Genomic DNA, 22,685 nt, shown 5'->3' on the forward strand with positions numbered 1-22,685 from the left:
GCCGATGCAGGACGCCGTGCTGGCCGAGAGGCTGGCCGGCACCCGCGTGCTGCTGTGCTACGGCCTGCTGGGGGAGGTGATCGCCGGCCTCGCCCCGGTCGGCCTCGACTACATGGGCGCGCAGCTGGCCTGGCTGGCCGGGCTAGGCGTCGCGGCGCAGGTGGTGAAGCTGCCAACCGCCGCGCCGGTCGGTGTCAATGCCGGGCGGATCGCCGCCGCCATGCTGGCCGATCCGCGCCCTTCCATCCTGGTCGGCCATTCCAAGGGCGGGCTGGAGGCGCTGGCGGCGCTGCTGCGGCCCGGCATGGCGGAACGCTGCCGCGGATTCATCGCCTTGCAGACGCCCTTCCTCGGCTCCCCGGTCGCCGACCTGGTGCTGCGGCGGCGGCCGGTGCTGCTGGCGGTGCATCATGCGGCCCGGCTGTCGCGGCTCGGCACCGGGCGCGGGCTGCGGGACCTGACGACGCCGGTACGGCAGGACTGGATGCGCGCCCATGCGGCGGAAATCGCGGCGCTGACCGCCGCGCTGCCGGTGCTGACCCTGGCCACCGATCTCGGGCCGGAGGGCGGCGACTGGCACGACGGAATCTACCATCCGCTAGCGCGCTGGATGCTGGCACAGGGCGCCGGGCCGAATGACGGGCTGGTACCGGTCGCTTCCGCCCTGCTGCCCGGCGCGCAACAGAAGGTGCTGCCGGGTTGCCACCGCGCGCTGGTCACGCGCGGCCCCGGACGGGACCCGGTAGGGGTGCTGCGTGAGGCGCTGCGGCAGCTTGCCCCAGCGCCTTGAGCGAAGCGCGCCTCAGCCGAAGATCACGTCGCCTTCCGCCAGGGCGGAGACGCCGCGCAGCGTCGCGATCAGCACCGCGTCGCCGCCCCCCGGCCCGTCCATATCCATGCTCAGATCGCCATTGGTGGTGTTGAACAGAAGGGTCGGCCCCTCCCCGCCCACAGGCGCCTCACCCTGCACCAGCGGCCCGCTGAACGGCAGGAACAGGCGGATCTGATCCTCGCCGCTGACAAAGCCGCGGATGATGTCGCCGCCATCCTCGAAGGAGGTGTAGACAAAGACGTCCTGGTCGCCATCGGCCTGGGTCTGGATCAGGTCGGAGCCGACATTGCCGAAGATCGTATCGGCACCGGCGCCGCCGATCAGCGTGTCGTCCCCGGCGCCACCCAGGATCAGGTCGATGCCGGCGCCGCCATTGACCAGGTCGTTGCCCCAATTGCCGTAGAGCAGGTCGTCGCCCGCGCCGCCCAGCACGCTGTCATCGTCGTCGCCACCATCCAGCGTATCGGCGCCGTCGCCGCCATTCAGCAGGTCGTTGCCGGCGTCGCCATCGATCTCGTCGGCGCCGGCATTGCCCTGGATGCGATCGGCGTCGTCGCCGCCCGAAATGAAGTCGTCGCCGTTCTCGCCGCGCATCGTGTCGGCGCCGTCGACGCCATACATGAAGTCCCGGCCGCCGCCGCCCCGCAGGATGTCCTGGCCTGCGCCGCCATCCATGTCGTCATTGCCATCGCCACCGGACAGCACGTCGTTGCCCGCGCCGGCGAAGATCCCGTCGCCACCGGCACCGCCAAGCAGATGGTCGTCGTCGGCACCGCCCTGCATGAAGTCGTTGCCGTCGCCGCCGGTCAGCGTGTCGTTGCCTTCATCGCCATACAGCGCGTCGTCGCCGAAGCCGCCGACCACGCGGTCATCATCCGCACCACCCTGGAGGTAGTCGTTGCCCGCTCCACCGATCAGCGTGTCGTTGCCGCCCTCGCCATAGCTCCCGTCATCGCCGGCCATGCCCATGATGAGGTCGCCACCCTGGCCGCCATGCACGGTATCGCGCTGCGCACCGCCTACCAGCGTGTCGTTGCCGCTGCCGGTGACGATCAGGCTGCGGAAATCGTCACGTTCGTCGCGGTCCTGCGGCGTGGCGAGATCCGGGCTGAGATGGATCGAGACATGCTCCACCTGGGTATCGCCGGGCGGGTCGAGCAGGTTGGCGGTGAAGCTGGCGACGCCGTCGACCAGCAGCGCCTCGCCGGGCTGCGGCACATAGCTGAAGGCCCAGGTGAAGGCGAAGCTCGGCTCGGTCGGCGTGACCAGTTCCGACACGCCATTGCCCCAGTCATCGACCTGCACGGAGACCGCCTGCAGCGGCCCGGTGGTGAACAGCCAGACCGGCGTGATCGCGGTGAAGCCCAGGAACTGGACTCGGCCAAGATTGACGACATCGACAAGCATGCAGGCGCTCCCTTGGGGCGGCGCCACCGTTCGGGCGCCCCACAATGGATAAAGGCGCGCAACGTTCTGGAAATCAATGCCGGAAATCTAGCCACATGAGACGAATCGGCGACCCCGGGGCTAATCCCTGGGGCCGCCTCACCGGCTACTCCTTCGCCACCTCGACCATCACCAGTTCCGCATCCTCCTCGGCCGTGATCTGGATGGCGGGCTCGTCGACGATGCCGGCGCCGTCGCGGGTGGCCAGCGAAGCGCCGTTCACCGTCGCCGCGCCCTTCGCGACAACCAGATAGGCGGCGCGGCCGGGCTCCAGCGCCTGGGTCAGCGTCTGGCCCTTGGCCAGCGTCGCCGCCAGCACCGCGCCATTGACGTTGATCGGCAGCGCGCCCGAGCCGGCATCGCCCGGGCGGCCGGAAGCCAGCACCTCGAACCCGGCGTCACGCGCCACCTTGGGGAATTCCTTGGCACCCCAGTTCGGCTTTGCACCACGCACATCCGGCGTGATCCAGATCTGGAAGATCTTCGTCACATCGGGTTCCAGGTTGTACTCGGCATGCACCACGCCACTGCCGGCGGACATGATCTGGACGTCCCCCGCCGCCGTGCGGCCCTCATTGCCCAGATTGTCCCGGTGCGTGATGGCGCCCTCGCGGACATAGGTGATGATTTCCATGTCGCGATGCGGATGCGCATCGAAGCCCGTGCCGGGGGCGATCTCGTCGTCGTTCCACACGCGCAGCCGGCCCCAGCTCATGCGCTTCGGGTCGTTGTAGTTGGCGAAGGAGAAGTGGTGCTTCGCCTTGAGCCAGCCATGGTTGGCGCCGCCGAGGCTGGCGAAGGGGCGGACATCGATCATCGATTTTCTCCGTTCCTGCGCCCCGGTACGGAACCGGGGCGCTTCTGTTGGACGGAGAGATAGGCGTGCCGGCCCGGCGGCGCAGCAACGAAGCCGGGATGGGGGCCATTCAGCCGGTGAATGACCCCGGCCGGATCAGCGGCACATCAGGATCGGGATTTCCGCATTCTCCAGCACATGCCGGGTGACGCCACCCAGGATCAGCTGGCGCAGGCGGGAATGGCTGTAGGCGCCCTGGCACATCAGGTCGGCGCCGAAATCCCGTGCCGCGCCCAGCAGGCCCGCGCCCACTTCGCGGGTCTGCGACTTGAAGGCGACCACCTCGGCGTCGATCTCGTGCCAGCGCAGATAGGCCTGGATGCCCTCCGCCGCCGGGCCGCGCCGCTGGTAGTCCTGGGAATGCAGGATGCGGACGGCCTGGGCGCGGTGCAGCCAGGGCAGCGCAGCCGCGACGGCGGCCGCACTTTCCGCACTGCCGTTCCAGGCGATGCAGACGCGGGAGCCCATCACCTCCGGCGCCGTGCGCGGCGCGATCAGCACCGGGCGGCCCGAATCGAACAGCACGGCATGCAGCGCGTCGGAGGAGGAGACATCCTCATCCGCCTCCGGATGCGGCACCACCGCCATGTCGTAGAGGCGCGACTGCTGCGCGACGATATCCTCCTCACGCCCCGCGATCGCCTCGAAGGACAGGGTGACGCCGGGCACCTTCAGCGCAGTGTTCGGGTCCGCGGCCATGGTCAGGTCGCCATGGGTGGCGGTGAACTTCTCGAACAGCGCGCGGACGCGGCCGGCGCGTTCGCCGGATTCGCGCTCGGTGGCGGCCATCATCTCCTCGATCATGGCGCCCGACAGGCCTTCGCCGGCCAGCGGCGCGACATCGCGCGCATCGACGCGCACATGCAGGCAGTGCAGATGCGCGCTCCAGATCCGCGCGACCATCAGGCCCGTGGCGAGCGCGGCTTCCCCGGCCGCGGTACCGGTCAATGGCAGCAACAGGCGGCGATAAGCCATCGCGCCTCTCCTTCATCCAGATTTGGGTGCGAAAAGCCTTCCCGAGGACTTTATGCCCTAGTTTCGCGGCGTCACGCCAGCGTGGCCCGCGCAGGCCCCAGCGGTGCGGTGGCGTCCAGCACCTGCCAGGTGATCGGCCCCGGATCGGCCGCCGCCGCCTGGTCCAGCACATCGACCGTGGCATCGGAGGCATCGCGGCCCTCGGCGGTTCGTGCGGCAACGCGGCGGCGCAGCAGGTCCAGCGGCGCGGCCAGCCAGAAGCCGATGAAGGGGTACGGCGCGGCGGCCGATTCGGCCGCCTGGCGCTGCGCCGGGTCGAGGAACACCGCATCCAGCACCACGCTGTGCCCGGCCGCCAGCGCCTGCCGGGCGGCGGCGAAGATCTCGGCATGCACCGCGCGGCTTTCCGCCTCGGCATAGGCTTCGGGCGGCAGCCGTGCCTCCGGCGCCACGCCGGCGCGGCGCTTGCGCGTTTCATCCGTGCGCAGGTGCAGCGCGCCGGGGGCGACGCCGAGATCGGGCGCGATCTGCCGGGCCAGCCAGGTCTTGCCGGTGCCCTGAAGGCCACCCACCGCCACCAGCCGCGGCGGAACCTGGCGCAGATGCGCCTCCGCCGCCGCCAGATAGGCCAGCCCATCCGCGCCACGGCGTGCCGTGACATGCGCCCGCACCATGGCCCGCAGCGCCATCCAGAAGCCGAGCGCCGGCAGTAGGCCGAAATCGCCGGTGCGCGCCAGGTAGCGGTTCATCACCCGGTTAGCCGCCGGGCGCTGGCCGGACCGGCACAGATCCATCAGCAGGAAGGCGAGGTCGTAGCCGGTATCGGTGGTGGCCAGCGCCTCGTCGAATTCCAGCGCGTCGAAGGGCGTTGGCCTTCCCTGCCACAGGCACAGATTGCCCAGATGCAGGTCGCCATGGCAGCGCCGCACATGCCCCGCCGTCGCGCGCGCCGCCAGATGCGGGCCGAGCGCCGCAAGCCGCGCGGCCATGCCGGCGCCAAGTGCCGCGACGCGGTCCTCCGGCAGGCCGGTGGCGCGGCAGTCGCGGATATTTCCCGCCAGCACGCGGGCCATGGCGGCGGGCGCATCGAAGCCGGGCGGCGCCGGGGCTGCGGCCTGGTGCAGTGCCGCCACGGCATCCGCGGTTGCATCCAGCAATTCCGGCGTCAGCGCGCCACGCCGGGCGATGACATCGAGAAAGTCATCCTTCGGCACCGGCGCCATGCGGAGCACCCACTCCACCGGCTCGCCCGCGCCATCCACAGCAAGGGTGCCATCCGGCGCGCGGGTCACCGGCACCACGTCCCGGTACAGGCCGGGCGCATGGGGCTGGTTCAGCTCCAATTCGCGCCGGGCGAAATGCTGCCGCGCCGCCAGCCCGGAGAAATCCAGGAAGCCCAGGCGGACCGCCTTCTTCAGCTTCCACACCGTGTCCCGGCCGATGAAGACGGCCGAGATATGCGTCTCCACCGGATCCGCCCCCGCCAGGCGCCGCAACAGCGCCGCGACCGGGGCCTGATCCTGGGGAATGGTCACGGGTACAGCATCTCGATCCGCCAGCCGGCGCCGTCCCGGTGGAAGACGCGGCGCTCATGCAGCCGGAACGGCATGTCGCGCCACAATTCCATGCGATCCGGCAGAAGGCGGAAACCGGACCAATGCGCCGGGCGGGGGATCTCGCCCAGGCCGAAGCGCAGCGTCTGCTCCGCCACCGCCTTCTCCAGCGCGAAGCGGGATTCGAGCGGCCGGGACTGCCGGCTCGCCCAGGCGCCGATGCGCGAACCGCGGGCGCGGGAGGCATAATAGGCGTCGGCCTCCGCCGCGGTCACCGGTTGCACAGCGCCTTCCACCCGCACCGAACGCTGCAGGGTCTTCCAGTGGAAGCACAGCGCGGCGAAGGGGTTGGCGGCGAGTTCCTGGCCCTTGCGGCTTTCGAGGTTGGTGTAGAAGACGAAGCCGGCCTGATCGACGCCCTTCAGCAGCACCATGCGGGCCGAGGGCCGCCCCTCCGGCGTCGCGGTGGCCAGGCAGACCGCGTTCGGGTCGTTCGGCTCCGTCTTCGCCGCCTCCGCCATCCAGGCCTCGAAGATGGCGATGGGGTCTTCGGTTGTAGGCGAATCCAAGGGGCATACTCCTGGGCAGGCGGGGCCAGACAGGTGTGAGGCCCCTTGCCCGTGACAAGGGCATGTGCCACCACCGGGGGCCCATCGCAACCAGCCTCCGGTGCCCCCTTTCCATGCCAGATGACGTCACGTCCGAAGCTGCCAGCACGGGAGTGCCCACGGGTACGCTGATGGCGGGGAAGCGCGGCGTCATCATGGGCGTCGCGAATGACCGCTCCATCGCCTGGGGCATCGCGCAATACCTGGCCGCCCAGGGCGCCGAGATCGCCTTCACCTATCAGGGGGAAGCGCTGGAGCGCCGGGTGCGGCCGCTGGCCGAGAGCATCGGCAGCAAGCACGTGCTGCCCTGCGACGTGACCGACGATGCCAGCGTGGACGCGGTGTTCGCGACGCTGGGCCGGGAATGGGGCGGGCTGGATTTCGTGGTCCACGCCATCGGCTTCGCCGACAAGCAGTTCCTGCGCGGCCGCTACATGGATACGCCGCGCGCGGCCTTCCTGCAGGCGATGGATATTTCGGTGTACTCCTTCGTCAGCGTGGCGCAGCGCGCCGTGCCGCTGATGAAGCCGGGCGGATCCCTGCTGACCATGTCCTACCTGGGCGCGGAACGGGTGACGCCGCATTACAACGTCATGGGCGTGGCCAAGGCGGCGCTGGAGGCCAGCGTGCGCTACATGGCCGCCGACCTCGGCAAATCCGGCATCCGGGTGAACGCGATCTCGGCCGGGCCGATCAAGACGCTCGCCGCCAGCGGCATCGGCGACTTCCGCTACATCCTGAAGTGGAACCAGTACAACGCGCCGCTGGAGCGGAACGTGACGATCGAGGATGTCGGCGGGGCCGGGCTGTACCTGCTCTCCGACCTGTCCTCCGGCGTCACCGGCGAAGTGCACCATGTGGATTGCGGCTACCACATCGTCGGCATGAAGAACCCGGACGCACCGGATATCGCGACGGTCTGAGCGGGGGCGCCCCAAGGGGGTGGCCCAAGGGGGTGTCCCTGAGGGGGTGCCTCTCCGCCGCTTGTTGCGGTAAGCGAGGGGGACCATGTCCCACAACACCTTCGGCCACCTCTTCCGCGTCACCACCTGGGGCGAGTCCCACGGCCCGGCCATCGGCTGCGTCGTCGATGGCTGCCCGCCGCGCCTGGCGCTGACCGAGGCGGATATCCAGCCCTTCCTGGACCGCCGCCGCCCCGGCCAGTCCAAGTTCGTGACGCAGCGCCAGGAAGCCGATGCCGTCCGCATCCTGTCCGGCACCTTCGAGGGCGTCACCACCGGCACCCCCATCGCGCTGCACATCGAGAATACGGACCAGCGCTCCAAGGACTACGGCGAGATCAAGGACCGTTTCCGGCCCGGCCACGCCGACCTGACCTATGAGCTGAAATACGGCGTGCGCGACTATCGCGGCGGCGGGCGTTCCAGCGCCCGGGAGACCGCGATGCGGGTCGCCGCCGGCGCCATCGCCCGCCGCGTGCTGGAGGGCGTGACCATCCGCGGCGCCCTGGTGAACATGGGCGGCGACACCATCGACCGCAGCCGCTTCGACTGGGCGCAGGTGGACCAGAACCCCTTCTTCTGCCCGGACCCAGAGGCCGCCGCCCGCTGGGAAGCCACGCTCACCGCCGCCCGCAAATCCGGCTCCTCCCTCGGCGCCGTGGTGGAGGTGGTGGCGGAGGGTGTGCCGCCGGGCCTCGGCGCGCCGATCTACGGCAAGCTGGATGCGGAACTCGCCAGTGCGCTGATGAGCATCAATGCCGTGAAGGGCGTCGAGATCGGCGATGGCTTCGCGGCGGCCGCCCTGTCCGGGGAAGGCAATGCCGATGAGATGCGGATGGGCCCGGATGGCCAGGTGCTGTTCGGCTCCAACCACGCCGGCGGCATCCTGGGCGGCATCTCCACCGGCCAGCCCATCGTCGCCCGCTTCGTGGTGAAGCCCACCTCCTCCATCCTGACGCCCCGCCAATCCGTGGACCGCTTCGGGGCGGAGGTGGAGGTGCTGACCAAGGGTCGCCACGACCCCTGCGTCGGCATCCGCGCCGTGCCGGTGGGCGAGGCGATGCTGGCCCTGGTGCTGGCCGATGCCCTGCTGCGCCACCGCGCGCAGAACCCGGATGCGCCGGAACGGGCCCGCCTGCCGCGCAACTGAGGCCAAGAAACGTATATCCGACGAATTTACTCGCCTATCACGCATCCGGAACTTGACGTTACCCCCTCGTAAGGCGTTAGGGATGACGGTCAACGTGATCGGGCCGCCGTCATGCCATTCGCCGACCATCGGCCGGACCCGGCCGATCTCGATCGTTTTCGCACCCTCTGCGGCGCCCGGCTCTGGGCGAAGCGGCTGGGCGACATCGCCCAGCGCGCCGCCGCCCCTTCCCTCTCCGGCCGTGCCATGCAGCAGCGCCATGCGCTGGAGCTGGTGCTGGCGCGCCTAGCCGATCCGAAGGCGCTGGCCCGCGCCACCCCCGCCGAGCGCCACGCCACCGCCTTCGCGCGGGAGGCGGTGAAGCTCGCCGCGCGGCTGCCGGTGCCGCAGCGCGCCCGGCTGCGCGCCGAGATCGCCGCCGGCCTGACCGGCGAGGCCACGCTGATGCCGCTGTTCCACCTGCTGCGGACCGCCGCCCTGCACCGCAGCCGTGGCTTCGAGGTGGAATTCAGCGGCCTGGCCGAGGAAGCCCCCTTCGACCTGCTGATCCGGCGCGACGGCGTCGAGGCCGAGGTGGTCTGCGAAACCGTCTCCGCCGAGGATGGGCGGGAGGTGCATCGCGGCGACTGGTGCGCCCTGGTCGACAAGGTCAACCCCGAACTGCAGACATGGCTGGCCTCGCACCCCGGCCGCTACCTGCTGAAGATGACCCTGCCCGGCGGCATGGCGACCGATGCCCAGGTGGCGGAGCTGCATGGCCGCATCGCGGCCCTGCTGGCGGCGCAGAAGCGCCAGGATGCCAGCGCCGATGCCGTGCTGAAGCTGGACCCGCTGGTATTGGCCGGCGCCCAGGCCAGCGTGCAGGGCCTGCCGGCGCAGCTTCGCGCCCAGTTCGGCGAGGAAGCGCACCTGGCCGTCACTGCCGGCCCCGGCGGCGGGTCCGTCTTCGTCATGGCGGCGCGGGCAGGACGAGAGAATTCCATCGCCACCGCGGTGACCCGGCGCTGCGCCCTGGTGGCGGAAAGCCGCCTCAGCGGCAGCCGACCCGGGCTGCTGGCGATGTTCGTGGAGGATGTGGACCGCGCCGAATGGCGCGGTTTGCGTGAGCGGCTGGAGCTGGAAGGCGCCGCCCGCCGCTGGATGACGGAACCGGCCGCGCGCCGCGTCGTCGCCGTGGCCTGCACCAGCCGGATGGAGCTGTTCGGCGTGGCCCCGCCCGATGGCGCCGCGGATGGCGAGCTGCGCTTCCGCAACCCGGGCCACCCGGCCGCGAAGAACCCGGCTTTGGCCCCCGCCATCGCCTCCTCGCTCTGATCCGGGTGCCGATCCGGGTGCCGATCCGGGTGCCGGTCTGGGTGCCGGTCTGGGCGGCGAGGACGCAGTGACATTTGCGCCAGCGGGAACGCCCGCTGCGCGGCAGGCGCCCGATCCTTCGTCCTCTCAGTTTGCCCAGGCCCGGGGGCCGGTATACATCCTGTGCAGCCGGATACGCCGCGCGCGAAGCCGGATGCACAGGAACCAGACGCGCCGATGACACCGGACAAGACCGACCCGCCCCGCAGCCTGCGGGAGCAGGCCTATGAGGCGATCAAGCGCGGCATCCTGGATTCGCGCTACGCCCCGGGTGCCCTGCTGTCCGAGAACCAGCTCGCGGAGGAGCTGCAGATCAGCCGCACCCCGATCCGGGAAGCGCTGCGCGAGCTCGCCGGCGGCGGGCTGGTGCGGATCCTGCCGCAGCGCGGCATCGTGGTGTCCGAGCTTTCGGTGCACGACATCGTCGAGGTCTACCAGCTTCGCGAACAGCTCGAGGGCTTCGCGGTGCGCGTCGCGGCGGAACGGCTGGGACCCGCGGATGCCGAGGGGCTGCTGGCGGACCATCGGGACGCGGTGGCGCATATGCAGGCCGGCGCGCTGCGCGCCGCCTATGACAGCTCCGTCCTGATGCACAGCCGCATCCTGGCGCTTGCCGGCAATTCGCGGCTGAAGCAGTTCATGGCGCAGCTCGGCGACCAGGTGCACCGCTTCGGCCTGCTGACCCTGCGGCACGGCCGGGTCGAGCGGGCGCTGGCCGAGCACGGCCAGATCATCGAGGCGCTGATCGCCAACCGGCCGGAGGACGCGGAAACCCTGATGCGCCTGCACCTGCGCGCCGATCGCGACCTTGCGCTGCGCGTGGTGCTGCCCGCCGGGGTGATGCAGCCCGAACTGACGGCCTGAGGGCGCGTCGCGGGTTCCGCAAGGCCGGGCGGGACGTCCTGGACCCCCTCAGCCAAGCTTTCGCGCCTCAGGCCTGCACACCCTCCAGCGCACCGGGGTTCATCCGGCCGCGCGGGTCCAGCATGGCCTTCACGCTGTGCAGCAACTGCGCCGCCCCCGGCTCCATGCGAGAGCCGAGCCGGTAGAAGCGGCCGAGCTGGGCGTGCACCGCGCCATGCTGGTCCATGATGCCGGACAGCACCTCCCTCGCGCGGCGCACCAGGTCGCGGGCCGCGGGGTTGGCCGGATGGTTGCCGAAGCGGGCGCGGTTGGACTCCGACAGGTGCTGCAGGTGCAGCGGGTCCAGCGCATCGCGCCAGTAGAACATCGGCTCGATCGCCACATAGGCGCCGAGCGAGGAGATGACATGGCTGGTGCTGACACCGACCGCCGCCATCTCCGCCGCCATTGCCGCGTGCTGTGCCTCCACCGCCGCCAGGCAGGCGCGGGCATTGCCCAGCGGCAGCATGCCATGCACCGGCACCCAGCGCTCGCCTTCCGGCCCGACCAGCCCGCGGATGGAATAGGGCCGGGCGCGCAGCGCCTTGGGGATGGTGGCCGCAACCTCCTGCCCGCCATGCCCGGTGGCGAGGGCGCGCGCCGCCTGCACCCCCGCCTCGGCCGCTTCCGGGGTCACGCCCTCGGCGGTCAGGTGCAGGGTCCAGGCGAATTCGGGCCGCGCCTCGCGCCGGCGGGCGGGCGCCGTTGTCGGCGTTGCACTGCGGACCGGGTCCAGCGCAAAGGCCCGGCCGACGGTGCCGGCCTGCGCCACCGCCACCATCGCCGCCATCATCGCGTCGCCGCTATCGAAGGCGAAGGACCCGAAGGCGCCGGGGCGGTCCGGCGCCAGGCGCAGCGCGACCTCCGTCTTCACCCCGAAGGCGCCGCAATCGCCGAGGAACAGGCCGGTGAGGTCCGGCCCCATGTGCCGCCAGAAGGGTGGCGCGCCGCGCAGCGCCAGCGCCCCGGTGCAGACCGCATTGCCATCCGCCAGCACCACCGTCAGGCCGAGGATGCCATCCATGCCGCCCGGCAGGTTCTGCGCCACCGTGCCGCCCACCGTGCTGACCGAGCCCGAGACCGGCGACGCCTGCGCCGCACGTAGCCCATGCGGTGCCAGCGCCGCCGCCAGCGCCTGCCAGGTGGTGCCTGCGCCGACCACCGCCGTCAGGTTCTCCGCGTCGATCGAGATGCTGTCGAGCCGCGTGGTGTCCACCACCACCGCCGGCGCCCGTGGCACCACGCCCGCGCTGTAGGACATGCCGGCCCCGCGCGGCACGATGGTACGGCCGAATTCCGCCAGCAGGCGCAGCGCCGTGGCGGTATCGGCGGTGCTGCCGGGGCGGATGACGATCTCGGCCGGGGCGGCGCCGGGCCAGTCGAACAGGTCGGAGGTAGCCAGCGCGCAGCTTGCCGCGTCGGTGGCGACATGGGCGGCGCCGATTCGTTGCGCCAATGCGGCGGCGAGGCTGCTCATCGCGGTGCGCCCGCGCGGTCAGGCATCCAGTCCATCGCAGCCTCCAGGGTGATCCTGGCCCGATTCACCAAGCCGGAAATGGATCGCACCTGGCACAGGCATCGGGCGCGGACCCGGGGCGCAGAGCGGTGCGGAGCGTGCTTATGCGCTCCGCCGCGACCGGCGGCGAACACATTCCGGTGTGGTTTGCAACCAACTGCTTCATGGCCTGCCCCGCATGGCCGGCCCCCACTCAGGCGTCCATCGCCCGCATCGCCCGCTTGCCCCAGATTCGCGAAAACAGCATCACCAGCAGCACCGACCCGCCATGCCAGATCAGCACCATGGCCGCGGCCTCCAGGTGATGCACCAGCGACAGGCCGACGGAAGCCAGCGCCGCCGCCGCCAGCCCGGCCAGCGCCGCCACCGGGCCGGGACGGATGCGGGCCGCGTGGCGGGTCATCCACAGCATGCCGAGCGTCAGCGGCACGCCGAAGCCGATGATGAAGCTCATGCAGCCGAAACTGACGCGCAGTGCCGGCCAGCCGCGCTCGATGAATTCCGCGATGCAGCCCCAGCCGAGGCCGGAGACCCAGAAGGCGGCGAAGGGCAGCGGCAGCAGTGCCCAGCGGTCGGACCGGTCGGGCAGCGCCAGGTGGAAGGCGGCCACCGCCGCGGCGGCCCCGGTGGCCAGCGCCGCCAGCAGGTTCACCTGCTCATGCATCAGCATCAGCCGCTGTTCCAGATCATGCCGGAAGCCGGACAGCAGCACGACGGCCGCCACCACGCCCAGGGCCATCGCCAGCCAACGCAGCGCGGCCTGCATCGGCGGCGTCACCCGGCGCACCGGCGGCACGTCCTGCGACAGGCGGCTGATCAGCTCATCGGTCTGCACGATCTTCTCCTTCCCCCCCAACGCCGAAGCGGCGGCGCAGGGAACGCATGGCGCGATGGGTCGCCACCTTCAGCGCACCGACGCTGAGGCCGGAGCGGGCGGAGGCCTCGGCCAGCGACAGATCCTCCAGCTTCGCCAGGCGCAGCGCCGTGCGCTGGCTTTCCGGCAGTTCCGCCACCGCATCGCGCAGGTTGCGCGCGACGATCCGGTCCTCCGCCACCGGCGCGACGGAGGCGGCGGATTCCGGCAGGTCGTCCAGGTTGGATTCGCGCCCGGCGCCACGGCCGCGGCGGCGCAGCCGGTCGATGGCGCGGCGGGTGGCGATGGTGGTCACCCAGGGGCCGAAGGGGCGCATCGGGTCGTAGGTGTGGCGCAGCGCGTGGATCGTCATCAGCGCGTCCTGCACCGCATCCTCCACCTCCGCCGCATCGCGGATGCGGGCGCGGGCCAACTGGCGCAGCCGCGGCGTCACCTCCCGCAGCAGGGTGTCGTAGGCGCGGGCATCGCCTGTCTGGGCCGCGGCCAGCAGGCCACCCCAGCGCTGCTCCTGCGCCAGGCGCGGGTCGGCCACATGCCCATCCAGCGTCATGCCGGCCGGCCGGGCCGGGCCGGCCGGTAAGGATCCGGCCCGCAGCAGCGCGGCGCAGGACATCTCAGCTGTCCGCAAGCCGCGGCCAATTGGCCTCGGCGCGGGCGATGTTGCCGGGAATGTCCCGTTGCCACTGCCTTTGCACTCCCCGATCGTAGTTCAGGTACAGCACGCCGTTGCGGATGTGCCACGCCTCGGGGTCGATATCCACCTTGTAGCCGCGCGCCACGCCAAAGGCGCAGAAGCCGCCATAGCGCGGCACATGCGCGGCCGGGTCCGCCTGGAACCGGGCCAGGTGGTCGGCGGAGGCGAAATGCCAGGCAACGCCCGCATGCTCCGCGCGGAAGGCCGCGCTGCCCCGGCGCGGCCGGCCCTCGGTGAACCAGGCGACCGTGTCCCAGCCATCCAGCGCGACACCGGCCTTGTGGTTGACGGAGCGCGGGAAGGCTTCGGCGCGGACGGAGCCGGCAAGCAGCGCCGGCGCCAGGGCCAGCAGGGTGCGGCGATGCATGGGTGCAGGGCCTTTTCGGTTGCGATGCCCAGGCTTCGCCGCCGGCCCCGCCGCGGTTACGCGGCCCTGTCACAGTCCACGGTTACGCGGCCCTGACGCAACCCCGCCGCGGTTACGCGGCCTAGTCACAGTCCGCCCCGGCTTGCCTGCCGCCACCCTGCCGCGCAAGGGTGACCGCATGGACACCGAAACCCCCCCCTGGACCACCACCCATTCCGAGATCCTGGTCGAGGATCGCTGGATCCGCCTGCGCGCCGACCGCCTGCGCACCCAGTCGGGCGCCGAGATCGCGCCCTGGTACGTGCTGGACTACCCCGACTGGTGCGCCGTGGTGGCGCTGACCGAAGATCACCGCCTGGTGCTGGTGCGGCAGTGGCGGCACGGCGCGCAGAGCTGGTCGCTGGAGCTGCCCGGCGGCGTGATGGACCGGGAGGATGCCGACCCGATCGCCGCCGCGCAGCGGGAATTGCTGGAGGAGACCGGCCATGGCGGCGGCGAATGGAGCTACCTGTATGCCGGCCACGCCAACCCCTCGATCCAGAACAACCGCCTGCACATCGTGCTGGCCACCGGCATCCGCCGCATCGCCGCCGCGACTCCGGAGCCCGGCGAGGTGATCAGCGTGGAATGTCCAACCGTAGCGGAGGTAATGGACGGGCTGCGGCGCGGGCTGATCGGCCAGGCCATGCATGTCGGCGCCATCTGCGTAGGCCTCGCCGCGGCGGGGTGCATCAAGCTGGAGGCCAAGGCATGAGCGGCTTCACCATCACCCCCCTCGCCGCCCGCCACCGTGCGGATTGGGAGCGGCTCTATGCCGCCTATGCGGCGTTCTACAAGGTCGAGCAGACGGCGGAGATGCGCGAGCGCGTCTGGGGCTGGATCATGGACCCGGCGCATGAGGTGAAGGCGCTGGTGGCGGAGGATGCGGATGGACGGGCGATCGGCCTGGCGCATTATCGCCCCTTCGCCCGCCCGCTGGCCGCCGGCACCGGCGGCTTCCTGGACGATCTGTTCGTGGACCCGGCCCAGCGCGGCCGGCGAATCGCCGATGCGCTGATCGAGGCCGTGGCCGAGATCGGCCGGCAGCGCGGCTGGGGCGTGATCCGCTGGATCACCGCGGATGACAACTACCGCGGCCGCGGCGTGTATGACCGGCTGGCGACCCGGACCATGTGGATCACTTACGACCGCAAGCTGGGATAGAATTCTTCCTGAGCCCAAGGCGCCAGCGAGGCCTGCAGCCCTTTGGCTGCGCGTCCCTGGGCGCGGCGGCAAGGTTTGATCGCCGCATTCCTGAAGGTCTCGCCACCCACCCGCACGACAAATCCGGCCGGCATTAACCGCACCGTTACCCCGCACCCGGCAGAACCTGCCGGGCCGGCTTGGTCCGGCCTGGGGATGGCAGGATGCGATCGGCGGGGCATGGCGCAATCGGCGCGGATGGGCAGTGCGGAGGCAGCGCATGGGTACGCTGACCGCGCAGCTCCGCGCCCTCGGGTCGCTGCGGCTGGCAGCGCTGCTGGGCGTCGGCCTGGCGGTGCTCGGGCTGGTCGCGATGCTGGCGATGCGCGCCTCCGACCCGCCCATGGCGCTGCTGTATGGCGACCTGGACCCGCGTGACGCCGGGCAGATGGTGGCGGTCCTGGAACGCGCACGAATCCCGCATCGCCTGGCCGCCGGCGGCGCGCAGATCATGGTGCCGGAATCGGAAGTGCCGCGCGTCCGGCTGATGCTGGCGCGCGACGGCCTGCCGAGTGGCGGCTCGGTCGGCTACGAGATATTCGACCGCGGCGAAAGCCTGACAACGACGCCCTTCCAGCAGGATGTGAACCGGCTGCGCGCGCTGGAAGGCGAATTGTCCCGCACCATCCGCGGCCTGTCCGGCGTGCGCCAGGCCCGCGTGCACTTGGTGCTGCCGCGGCGCGAGCCCTTCTCCCGCGAACGCGGCGAGGCGCAGGCCAGCGTGGTGCTGACCATGCAGGGTTCGCAGCGGCTGGACCGGGAAGGCGTGCAGGCGGTGCTGCACCTGGTCGCCGCCGCCGTGCCGGGCCTGCGCCCGCAGCAGGTCTCCATCGTCGACAGCCGGGGCGAGCTGATGGCGCGCGGCGGCCAGGCACTCAGCGGCCCCGCCGCCGCGCAGACGGCGGAGGAGCTGCGCCGTGCGGCGGAGCGGCGCCTGGCCCGCGCGGTGGAGGAATTGCTGGAACGCACGCTGGGCCCGGGACGGGTGCGCGCGGAAGCCTCGGTCGAGATGGATTTCGATCGTGTGCAGACCATGGAGGAACGCTTCGACCCGGAAAACCAGGTGCCGCGCAGCACCCAATCCGCCACCGAGAGCAACCGCAGCGGCGAAGCCGGCAACGTCTCCGTCGCCAACCAGCTGCCGGGCGCGGATGCGGCGGCCGGCGGCAGCCGCAGCGAACAGCAGCGATCCGAGGAGACGACGAATTTCGAGATCGGCCGCACCACGCGCAACGTGCTGCGCGAACAGCCGGCGCTGAAGCGCCTGTCGTTGGCCGTGCTGGTCGATGGCATCTGGGAACCGCAGCCGGATGGTGCGCCGCCGCGCTTCCGCGAACGCAACGCGGATGAGATCCAGCGCATCATGTCGCTCGCGCGGTCCGCCGTCGGCTTCAACGAGGAACGTGGCGACAAGGTGGAGGTGGTGAGCCTGCGCTTCGCCGAGCCGCCGATGGCGGATGCCACATCGGATGGCTTCTCCATCCTCGGCCAGGCGGTGCCGCCGGCGCTGATCGGGCGGTTGATCGAAAGCAGCATCCTGGCGCTGGTGGCGCTGGCGGCGATCCTGCTGATCGGCAAGCCGGTGACCAACCGCCTGCTGCTGGCGATGGCGCCGCAGCCGGTGCTGGTCGGCATCGGGCCGGATGGCACCGCCATCACCTTCACCAGCGCGGCGGAAGCGGCGGCGGCGCAGGCGAATGGCCTGATCACCGGTGCAGCCCAGGTGGCCGGGCCGGACGGCACGCCGCTGATCCAGCAGGGCGAGGCCGTGGCGGAGGAGGAGGACGCGATGGTCAAGCTCGCCCGCGTCGAGGGCCAGATGCGCGCCTCCGCCCTCGCGGCGCTGGCGGAGATGGTCGACAGCAACCCCGATGCCGCGGTGACGGTGATCCGCCGCTGGCTCGCACCGCCGGAGACATTGTGAGCAACACCCTGACTGGCCCGCAGAAGGCCGCCACGCTGATGCTCGCGCTGGGCGACGAGCACGCCGCGAAAATCTTCACCCGGCTGCATGAGGACGAGATCCGCGACCTGTCGCTGGCGATGGCCGCGCTGGGCTCCGTCGGCGCCAGCACGGTCGAGGCGGTGGTGGAGGAATTCGCCAGCCAGATCGGCCAGGCAGGGCATCTGGTGGGCTCCTATGAGAGCACGGAGCGGATGCTGCTGAAGACGCTGCCGAAGGAGCGCGTCGCCCAGATCATGGAGGAAATCCGCGGCCCAGCCGGCCGCACCATGTGGGACAAGCTGGGCAATGTGAATGAGGCGGTGCTGGCGAACTACCTGAAGAACGAATACCCGCAGACCGTCTCCGTGGTGCTTTCCAAGGTGCGGCCGGACCATGCCGCGCGCGTGCTGTCCCTGCTGCCCGAAGGCTTCGCCATGGAAGTGGTGATGCGCATGCTGCGGATGGAGACGGTGCAGAAGGAAGCGCTGGAGGGCGTGGAGCGCACGCTGCGGATGGAGTTCATGTCGAACCTCGCCCGCGGCTCGCGCCGCGATGCGCATGAGGTGATGGCGGAAATCTTCAACAACCTGGACCGCGCCGCGGAAGGCCGCATCCTGTCCGCGCTGGAGGAACGTTCGCGCGAGAGTGCGGAGAAGATCCGCGCGCTGATGTTCACCTTCGACGACCTGCAGCGGCTGGACCAGGCGGGCGTGCAGGCGCTGCTGCGCGCGGTGCCGAAGGACAAGCTCACCCTGGCGCTGAAGGGCGCGTCGGAGGCGCTGCGCGACATCTTCTTCCGCAACCTGTCCGACCGCGCGTCGAAGCTGCTGAAGGACGATCTGGCCGGCATGGGCCCGGTTAAGCTGCGCGACGTGGACGACGCACAGGCGCAGATCGTCGGCATCGCCAAGGACCTGGCGGCGCAGGGCCAGATCCAGATCGCCGACGGGCGCGACGACGAGATGCTGGCATGATGAATGCGCTGCGACTGCCCGATCTCGGCGCCCCGCCGCCCGCGCCGCCGCCACCACCGCCGGACCCGGAGGTGCTGCTGGCCGAGGCCCGCGCCGCCGGCTTCGCCGAGGGCCGCGCTGCCGGCCACGCGGCCGGGCTGAAGGAAGGCCGCGCCGATCAGGCCCGCGCGCAGGAGGCCGCGATCCAGCGCGCGCTGGAACGCATGGCCGCGCTGCTGGCCGATGCCGCGGAAGCGGGCCGCGCGGTCGCCACCGAATCCGCCCAGGCGCTGGCCGAGCTGGTGATGGAGGCGGTGGATTTCGGCCTGCCTGGCGCCGCCGAAAGGCTCGGCGCGGATCTGGTGCCGCGGCTGGTCGTGCCGCTGCTGCCGGCCATCGCCGACAGGCCGGAGGCGGTGCTGCATGTGGCGCCCGAGCTGGCGGCGGCGACGGCCGCGCGGATGCCGCATGGCGGGCCGGAAGTGCGCGGCGATGCGGCGGTCAAGCCGGGTGACGCGCGGCTTGAATGGCGCGACGGCGCGCTGGTGATCTCGCTCGATGCGCGCCGCCAGGCCCTGGCGGAGGTGCTGCGGAATGCTGGGCTCGGAACGGACAAGGAAATCACGGCATGAGCGCGCAGGATGGCTTCGAGGCGGTTCCGGCGACGGAGGCGCAGCACAGTTCCGGCGGCGCCAGCGGGCCGCGCGACCTCGATGCGGTCTACGACATCCCGGTGCAGGTCAGCGCCGTGCTCGGCCGCGCCACCATGCAGGTCTCGCAGCTTCTCAAGCTGGGCCGCGGCGCGGTGGTGGAGCTGGATCGCAAGCTGGGCGAGGCGGTGGACATCTACGTCAACAACCGCCTGGTGGCGCGCGGCGAGGTGGTGATGGTGGATGACAACCGGCTCGGCGTGACGATGACGGAAATCGTCAAGTCCGACCGGGGCGGCTGAGGCCATGGCGCGGCTGCTGATCATCGGTTCCCTGGAAGGGGAGCTGGGCGCCGCCGCCCGCGTCGCCATCGCGCGCGGTGCCAGGCTGGGCCATGCGGAAGGCGTCGGCGCCGGACTGGAACGGCTGCGCGTGGAAGGCGCCGACCTCGCGCTGGTCGATCTGCGGCATGATGTGGTGTGGCTGGTGCAGGCGCTGGCGGCCGAGCGCATTGCCTGCCCCGTGGTCGCCTGCGGCCGCGCCGAGGATGCCGAGGCGGCGGTGCGCGCGATCGAGGGTGGGGCGCGGGATTTCCTGCCGCTGCCGCCGGATGCCGACCTCATCATCGCCATGCTGGAGGCCGCCGGTGCCGCGCCACGCGCCGATGCGCCGCTGGCGCGCGACCCGGCGATGGCGACGCTGCTGGCGCGCGTGGCGCAGGTGGCGCGGGCCGAGGCCTCCGTCCTGCTTACCGGCGAAAGCGGCACCGGCAAGGAAGTGATGGCGCGCCACCTGCACGCGCTGTCGAAGCGCGCGCGCGGCCCCTTCGTCGCGCTGAACTGCGCGGCGCTGCCGGAGACGCTGCTGGAATCGGAATTGTTCGGCCACGAGAAAGGCGCCTTCTCCGGCGCCGTCGCCGCGCGCAAGGGCAAGTTCGAGCAGGCCGATGGCGGCACGCTGCTGCTGGATGAGATCGGCGAGATGGACCCGCGGCTGCAGGCAAAGATTCTCCGGGTTCTCCAGGAACGGGAAGTGGACCGGCTGGGTGGCGGCGCGCCCTGCAAGGTGGATGTGCGCATCATCGCCGCGACGCATCGCGACCTGCTGACGGAAGTCGGCGCGGGACGGTTCCGGGAGGATCTGTACTTCCGGCTCAACGTGGTGGCGCTGCGGATTCCGCCGCTGCGCGAACGCCCCTCGGACATCCTGCCGCTGGCCGACCATTTCGCCGCCCGCTACGCGCAGGTGAACGGCCTGCCGGAACGCGCGCTTGCGCCGCTGGCGCGCCACCGGCTGATGGCGCATCCCTGGCCGGGCAATGTGCGGGAGCTGGAGAACGCCATCCACCGCGCCGTGCTGCTGGCGGAAGGCCATGAGATCGGGCCGGATGCGATCGAGCTGTCGCAGCCCGCCACGCCGCGCGCCACGATGACGACCGCCCCCGCCGCACCTGCCGCCGTACCGCCCTCATCCCCGCCGGGCCAGGTCGCCGCCCTGGTCGGCCGCAAGGTGGAGGAGGTGGAGCGGGAGCTGATCCTGGAGACGCTGTCGCATTGCCTCGGCAACCGCACGCGCGCGGCCGAGATCCTCGGCATCTCGATCCGCACGCTGCGCAACAAGCTCGGCGAATACCGCACCGCCGGCATCGTCGTGACCCCGGCACCGGGCCAGCCACCATCACCGCCACAATCATCCCCGCAATCGACGCTGCAGATCGCCGTCTGATCGCATGGGAAGCCTGGTGATTCCGGCCTGGCTGATCCGCGCCCGGCCAACGGGCGACGTGGCGCTTGGTCTCGGCGTGGTGATGCTGGTGGCGGTGCTGGTGGTGCCGCTGCCATCCTGGCTGATGGATGCCGGGCTGGCGCTGTCCATCACCGCATCCGTGCTGGTGCTGATGGTGTCGCTGTTCATGCGGCGGCCGCTGGATTTCACATCCTTCCCCACGGTGCTGCTGCTGACCACGCTGCTGCGCCTGGCGCTGAACGTTGCCACCACGCGCGCCATCCTGACCAATGGGCATGAGGGGCCGAACGCCGCTGGGCATGTGATCTCTGCCTTCGGCGGCTTCCTGATGGGTGGCGATGTCCTTGTCGGCATCATCGTCTTCGCCATCTTGCTGCTGGTGAATTTCGTCGTCGTCTCCAAGGGCTCCGGCCGCATCGCGGAAGTGGCGGCGCGGTTCAGCCTGGATGCGATGCCGGGCAAGCAGATGGCAATCGATGCCGACCTGTCCGCCGGCCTGCTGACGGAAGACCAGGCACGGTTGCGGCGGCGGGAGCTGGAGGAAGAAAGCGGCTTCTACGGTGCCATGGACGGTGCCGCGAAGTTCGTCCGCGGCGATGCGATCGCCGGCCTCGTCACCACGCTGATCAACCTGCTGGCCGGCATCGCCATCGGCACCATCCGCCAGGGCCTGCCCTTCGGCGAGGCGGTCACCACCTATTCGATGCTGACGGTGGGCGATGGGCTGGTCGGGCAGATCCCGGCGCTGCTGGTCTCGCTCGCCGCCGGCATCGTGGTGACCAAGGGCGGCGTCGAGGGTCGGGCGGACCAGGCGCTGGTGCTGCAGCTCGGCGGTGCTAAGCCGCTGCGGCTGGCCGCAGGTGCGGCGGTGGTGATGGGGCTGCTGCCGGGCATGCCGATCATCCCCTTCCTGGCGCTGGCCGGCGCCGCCGCCTATGGCGCGCATCTGCAGGACCTGGCCGCCCGCACCCGCCGCGCGGTGGCGGAGGCGCCGCCGCCACCACCCGGCGAACCGCCGGCCAGCGATTCGCTGAAGATGGACCTGCTGCGGCTGGAACTCGGCTATGGCCTTCTCAGCCTGGCCGCCGGCGATGCGCCTCGCCTGTCCGAGCAGATCCGCACATTGCGGAAAACCACGGCGCAGGAGCTGGGCTTCGTGCTGCCCAGCGTGCGCATCCAGGACAATCTGCAGCTGCCGGCCGATACCTATGTGATCCGGGTGAAGGAGATCGAGGCCGGGCGCGGATCGCTGAAGCCGCCGCTGCACCTGGCGATCGACCCTTCCGGCAACCCGCCCGCCTTGCCGGGGGAGCGCGTGCAGGAACCCACCTTCGGCCTGCCCGCCGCCTGGATCGAGGAATTCCGGCGGGAGGAGGCGCTGGCGCTGGGCTGCACCGTGGTGGACGCCGCCGGCGTGCTGGCGACCCACCTGACGGAGGTCACCCGGGAAAACATGCCGGAGATGCTGTCTTTCGCGGAAACACAGAAGCTGCTGGATGAGATGACGCCGGAGCACAAGCGCCTGGTCTCCGACCTCGTCCCGGCGCAGGCCAGCATCGGCACGGTGCAGCGGCTGTTGCAGGCGCTGCTGGCGGAGCGTGTCTCCATCCGCGACCTGCCGACCATCCTGGAAGGCATGCAGGAGGCGGCGGCCAGCGGCGCGCGCTCGCTCAGTCCGATCCTGGCGATGGTGCGGATGCGGCTCGCCCGGCAGATCAGCGACGCGGCGCGCGGGCCGCAGGGCTATGTGCCCATCATCGCGCTGTCCGGCGAATGGGAGCAGGCCTTCGCCGAGGCGCTGGTCGGCCCCGGGGAGGAAAAGCAGCTCGCCATGGCGCCGTCGAAGCTGTCTTCCTTCATGACGGCGCTGCGCGCCGCCTTCGATGCGGCGAGCAGCCAGGGGGAGCCTGCGGTTCTCGTCTGTTCCGGCAGCATCCGCGCGCATGTGCGCGCCGTGGTCGAACGTTTCCGGCCGGCGACCAGCGTGCTGGCGCATAACGAGATCCATGCGCGCGCGCGCATCCGTACGATCGGCACGGTGCTATGAAAGCATCGGGGCA

The 22,685-nt window shown here is 71.2% G+C and carries 22 protein-coding genes; 13 read left to right on the forward strand and 9 right to left on the reverse strand.

Annotated elements, in window-relative coordinates; all coding sequences use genetic code 11:
• Positions 1 to 4 precede the first annotated feature (4 nt).
• Complete coding sequence (locus tag HB662_RS16990) at positions 5 to 790, forward strand: hypothetical protein (RefSeq protein ID WP_168051019.1); 786 nt, start codon at positions 5 to 7, stop codon at positions 788 to 790.
• Positions 791 to 802: 12 nt separating this feature from the next.
• Here the strand turns inward: HB662_RS16990 and HB662_RS16995 are convergent, their stop codons facing one another.
• The 5 genes from HB662_RS16995 to pdxH form a co-directional block, all read right to left on the reverse strand.
• A complete protein-coding gene (locus HB662_RS16995) occupies positions 803 to 2,239 on the reverse strand; it encodes a calcium-binding protein (protein WP_168051020.1) in 1,437 nt (478 codons plus the stop codon).
• 145 nt (positions 2,240 to 2,384) lie between these two features.
• Positions 2,385 to 3,095: a pirin family protein gene (locus HB662_RS17000; protein WP_168051021.1), complete on the reverse strand. Its 711-nt coding sequence runs from the start codon at positions 3,093 to 3,095 to the stop codon at positions 2,385 to 2,387.
• A gap of 135 nt (positions 3,096 to 3,230) precedes the next feature.
• Positions 3,231 to 4,109, reverse strand: coding sequence for a universal stress protein (locus HB662_RS17005; protein ID WP_168051022.1), 879 nt, complete (start codon positions 4,107 to 4,109; stop codon positions 3,231 to 3,233).
• A 71-nt stretch (positions 4,110 to 4,180) separates the two neighbouring features.
• Entirely contained in the window at positions 4,181 to 5,644 is a 1,464-nt protein-coding gene (locus HB662_RS17010) for an AAA family ATPase (RefSeq protein WP_168051023.1), read from the reverse strand.
• On the reverse strand, positions 5,641 to 6,183 hold the full coding sequence (pdxH, locus tag HB662_RS17015) for a pyridoxamine 5'-phosphate oxidase (protein ID WP_168051798.1): 543 nt from the start codon (positions 6,181 to 6,183) through the stop codon (positions 5,641 to 5,643). The genes HB662_RS17010 and pdxH overlap by 4 nt, the downstream gene beginning before the upstream one ends.
• Before the next feature lie 218 nt (positions 6,184 to 6,401).
• Here pdxH and fabI point away from each other — a divergent pair, with 218 nt between their 5' ends.
• The 4 genes from fabI to HB662_RS17035 all read left to right on the forward strand — a co-directional run bounded on the left by fabI (position 6,402) and on the right by HB662_RS17035 (position 10,599).
• Positions 6,402 to 7,193: an enoyl-ACP reductase FabI gene (fabI, locus tag HB662_RS17020; RefSeq protein ID WP_456305476.1), complete on the forward strand. Its 792-nt coding sequence runs from the start codon at positions 6,402 to 6,404 to the stop codon at positions 7,191 to 7,193.
• A gap of 85 nt (positions 7,194 to 7,278) precedes the next feature.
• A complete protein-coding gene (gene aroC, locus HB662_RS17025) occupies positions 7,279 to 8,382 on the forward strand; it encodes a chorismate synthase (protein ID WP_168051025.1) in 1,104 nt (367 codons plus the stop codon).
• A gap of 111 nt (positions 8,383 to 8,493) precedes the next feature.
• Positions 8,494 to 9,696 carry a hypothetical protein gene (locus HB662_RS17030; RefSeq protein ID WP_168051026.1) on the forward strand — a complete coding sequence of 401 codons (1,203 nt, stop codon included), beginning with the start codon at positions 8,494 to 8,496 and terminating at the stop codon, positions 9,694 to 9,696.
• Positions 9,697 to 9,912: 216 nt separating this feature from the next.
• Complete coding sequence (locus HB662_RS17035; RefSeq protein WP_168051027.1) at positions 9,913 to 10,599, forward strand: GntR family transcriptional regulator; 687 nt, start codon at positions 9,913 to 9,915, stop codon at positions 10,597 to 10,599.
• 67 nt (positions 10,600 to 10,666) lie between these two features.
• Here the strand turns inward: HB662_RS17035 and HB662_RS17040 are convergent, their stop codons facing one another.
• From HB662_RS17040 to HB662_RS17055, 4 genes are all read right to left on the reverse strand, one after another.
• A complete protein-coding gene (locus tag HB662_RS17040; protein WP_168051028.1) occupies positions 10,667 to 12,115 on the reverse strand; it encodes an FAD-binding oxidoreductase in 1,449 nt (482 codons plus the stop codon).
• 232 nt (positions 12,116 to 12,347) lie between these two features.
• Positions 12,348 to 12,989: an NrsF family protein gene (locus HB662_RS17045; RefSeq protein ID WP_168051029.1), complete on the reverse strand. Its 642-nt coding sequence runs from the start codon at positions 12,987 to 12,989 to the stop codon at positions 12,348 to 12,350.
• On the reverse strand, positions 12,976 to 13,641 hold the full coding sequence (locus tag HB662_RS17050) for an RNA polymerase sigma factor (protein ID WP_245185704.1): 666 nt from the start codon (positions 13,639 to 13,641) through the stop codon (positions 12,976 to 12,978). The genes HB662_RS17045 and HB662_RS17050 overlap by 14 nt, the downstream gene beginning before the upstream one ends.
• Position 13,642: 1 nt before the next feature.
• On the reverse strand, positions 13,643 to 14,089 hold the full coding sequence (locus HB662_RS17055; protein ID WP_168051030.1) for a YHS domain-containing (seleno)protein: 447 nt from the start codon (positions 14,087 to 14,089) through the stop codon (positions 13,643 to 13,645).
• Positions 14,090 to 14,267: 178 nt separating this feature from the next.
• Here HB662_RS17055 and HB662_RS17060 point away from each other — a divergent pair, with 178 nt between their 5' ends.
• The 8 genes from HB662_RS17060 to flhA all read left to right on the forward strand — a co-directional run bounded on the left by HB662_RS17060 (position 14,268) and on the right by flhA (position 22,672).
• Complete coding sequence (locus tag HB662_RS17060) at positions 14,268 to 14,843, forward strand: NUDIX hydrolase (protein WP_168051031.1); 576 nt, start codon at positions 14,268 to 14,270, stop codon at positions 14,841 to 14,843.
• On the forward strand, positions 14,840 to 15,292 hold the full coding sequence (locus HB662_RS17065) for a GNAT family N-acetyltransferase (RefSeq protein ID WP_168051032.1): 453 nt from the start codon (positions 14,840 to 14,842) through the stop codon (positions 15,290 to 15,292). Before HB662_RS17060 ends, HB662_RS17065 begins: the two co-directional genes overlap by 4 nt.
• Positions 15,293 to 15,551: 259 nt before the next feature.
• Entirely contained in the window at positions 15,552 to 17,255 is a 1,704-nt protein-coding gene (gene fliF, locus HB662_RS17070; protein ID WP_168051033.1) for a flagellar basal-body MS-ring/collar protein FliF, read from the forward strand.
• Complete coding sequence (gene fliG, locus HB662_RS17075) at positions 17,252 to 18,250, forward strand: flagellar motor switch protein FliG (protein ID WP_342449529.1); 999 nt, start codon at positions 17,252 to 17,254, stop codon at positions 18,248 to 18,250. Before fliF ends, fliG begins: the two co-directional genes overlap by 4 nt.
• Positions 18,247 to 18,861 carry a FliH/SctL family protein gene (locus HB662_RS17080; protein ID WP_168051034.1) on the forward strand — a complete coding sequence of 205 codons (615 nt, stop codon included), beginning with the start codon at positions 18,247 to 18,249 and terminating at the stop codon, positions 18,859 to 18,861. The genes fliG and HB662_RS17080 overlap by 4 nt, the downstream gene beginning before the upstream one ends.
• Positions 18,858 to 19,181: a flagellar motor switch protein FliN gene (fliN, locus tag HB662_RS17085; protein WP_245185705.1), complete on the forward strand. Its 324-nt coding sequence runs from the start codon at positions 18,858 to 18,860 to the stop codon at positions 19,179 to 19,181. Before HB662_RS17080 ends, fliN begins: the two co-directional genes overlap by 4 nt.
• A gap of 4 nt (positions 19,182 to 19,185) precedes the next feature.
• On the forward strand, positions 19,186 to 20,604 hold the full coding sequence (locus HB662_RS17090; protein WP_168051035.1) for a sigma-54-dependent transcriptional regulator: 1,419 nt from the start codon (positions 19,186 to 19,188) through the stop codon (positions 20,602 to 20,604).
• Positions 20,605 to 20,608: 4 nt separating this feature from the next.
• Complete coding sequence (flhA, locus tag HB662_RS17095; RefSeq protein ID WP_168051036.1) at positions 20,609 to 22,672, forward strand: flagellar biosynthesis protein FlhA; 2,064 nt, start codon at positions 20,609 to 20,611, stop codon at positions 22,670 to 22,672.
• The last annotated feature ends 13 nt before the right edge of the window (positions 22,673 to 22,685 follow it).

The organism is Falsiroseomonas frigidaquae, from assembly GCF_012163145.1.
GTDB classification, from domain to species: Bacteria; Pseudomonadota; Alphaproteobacteria; order Acetobacterales; family Acetobacteraceae; genus Falsiroseomonas; species Falsiroseomonas frigidaquae.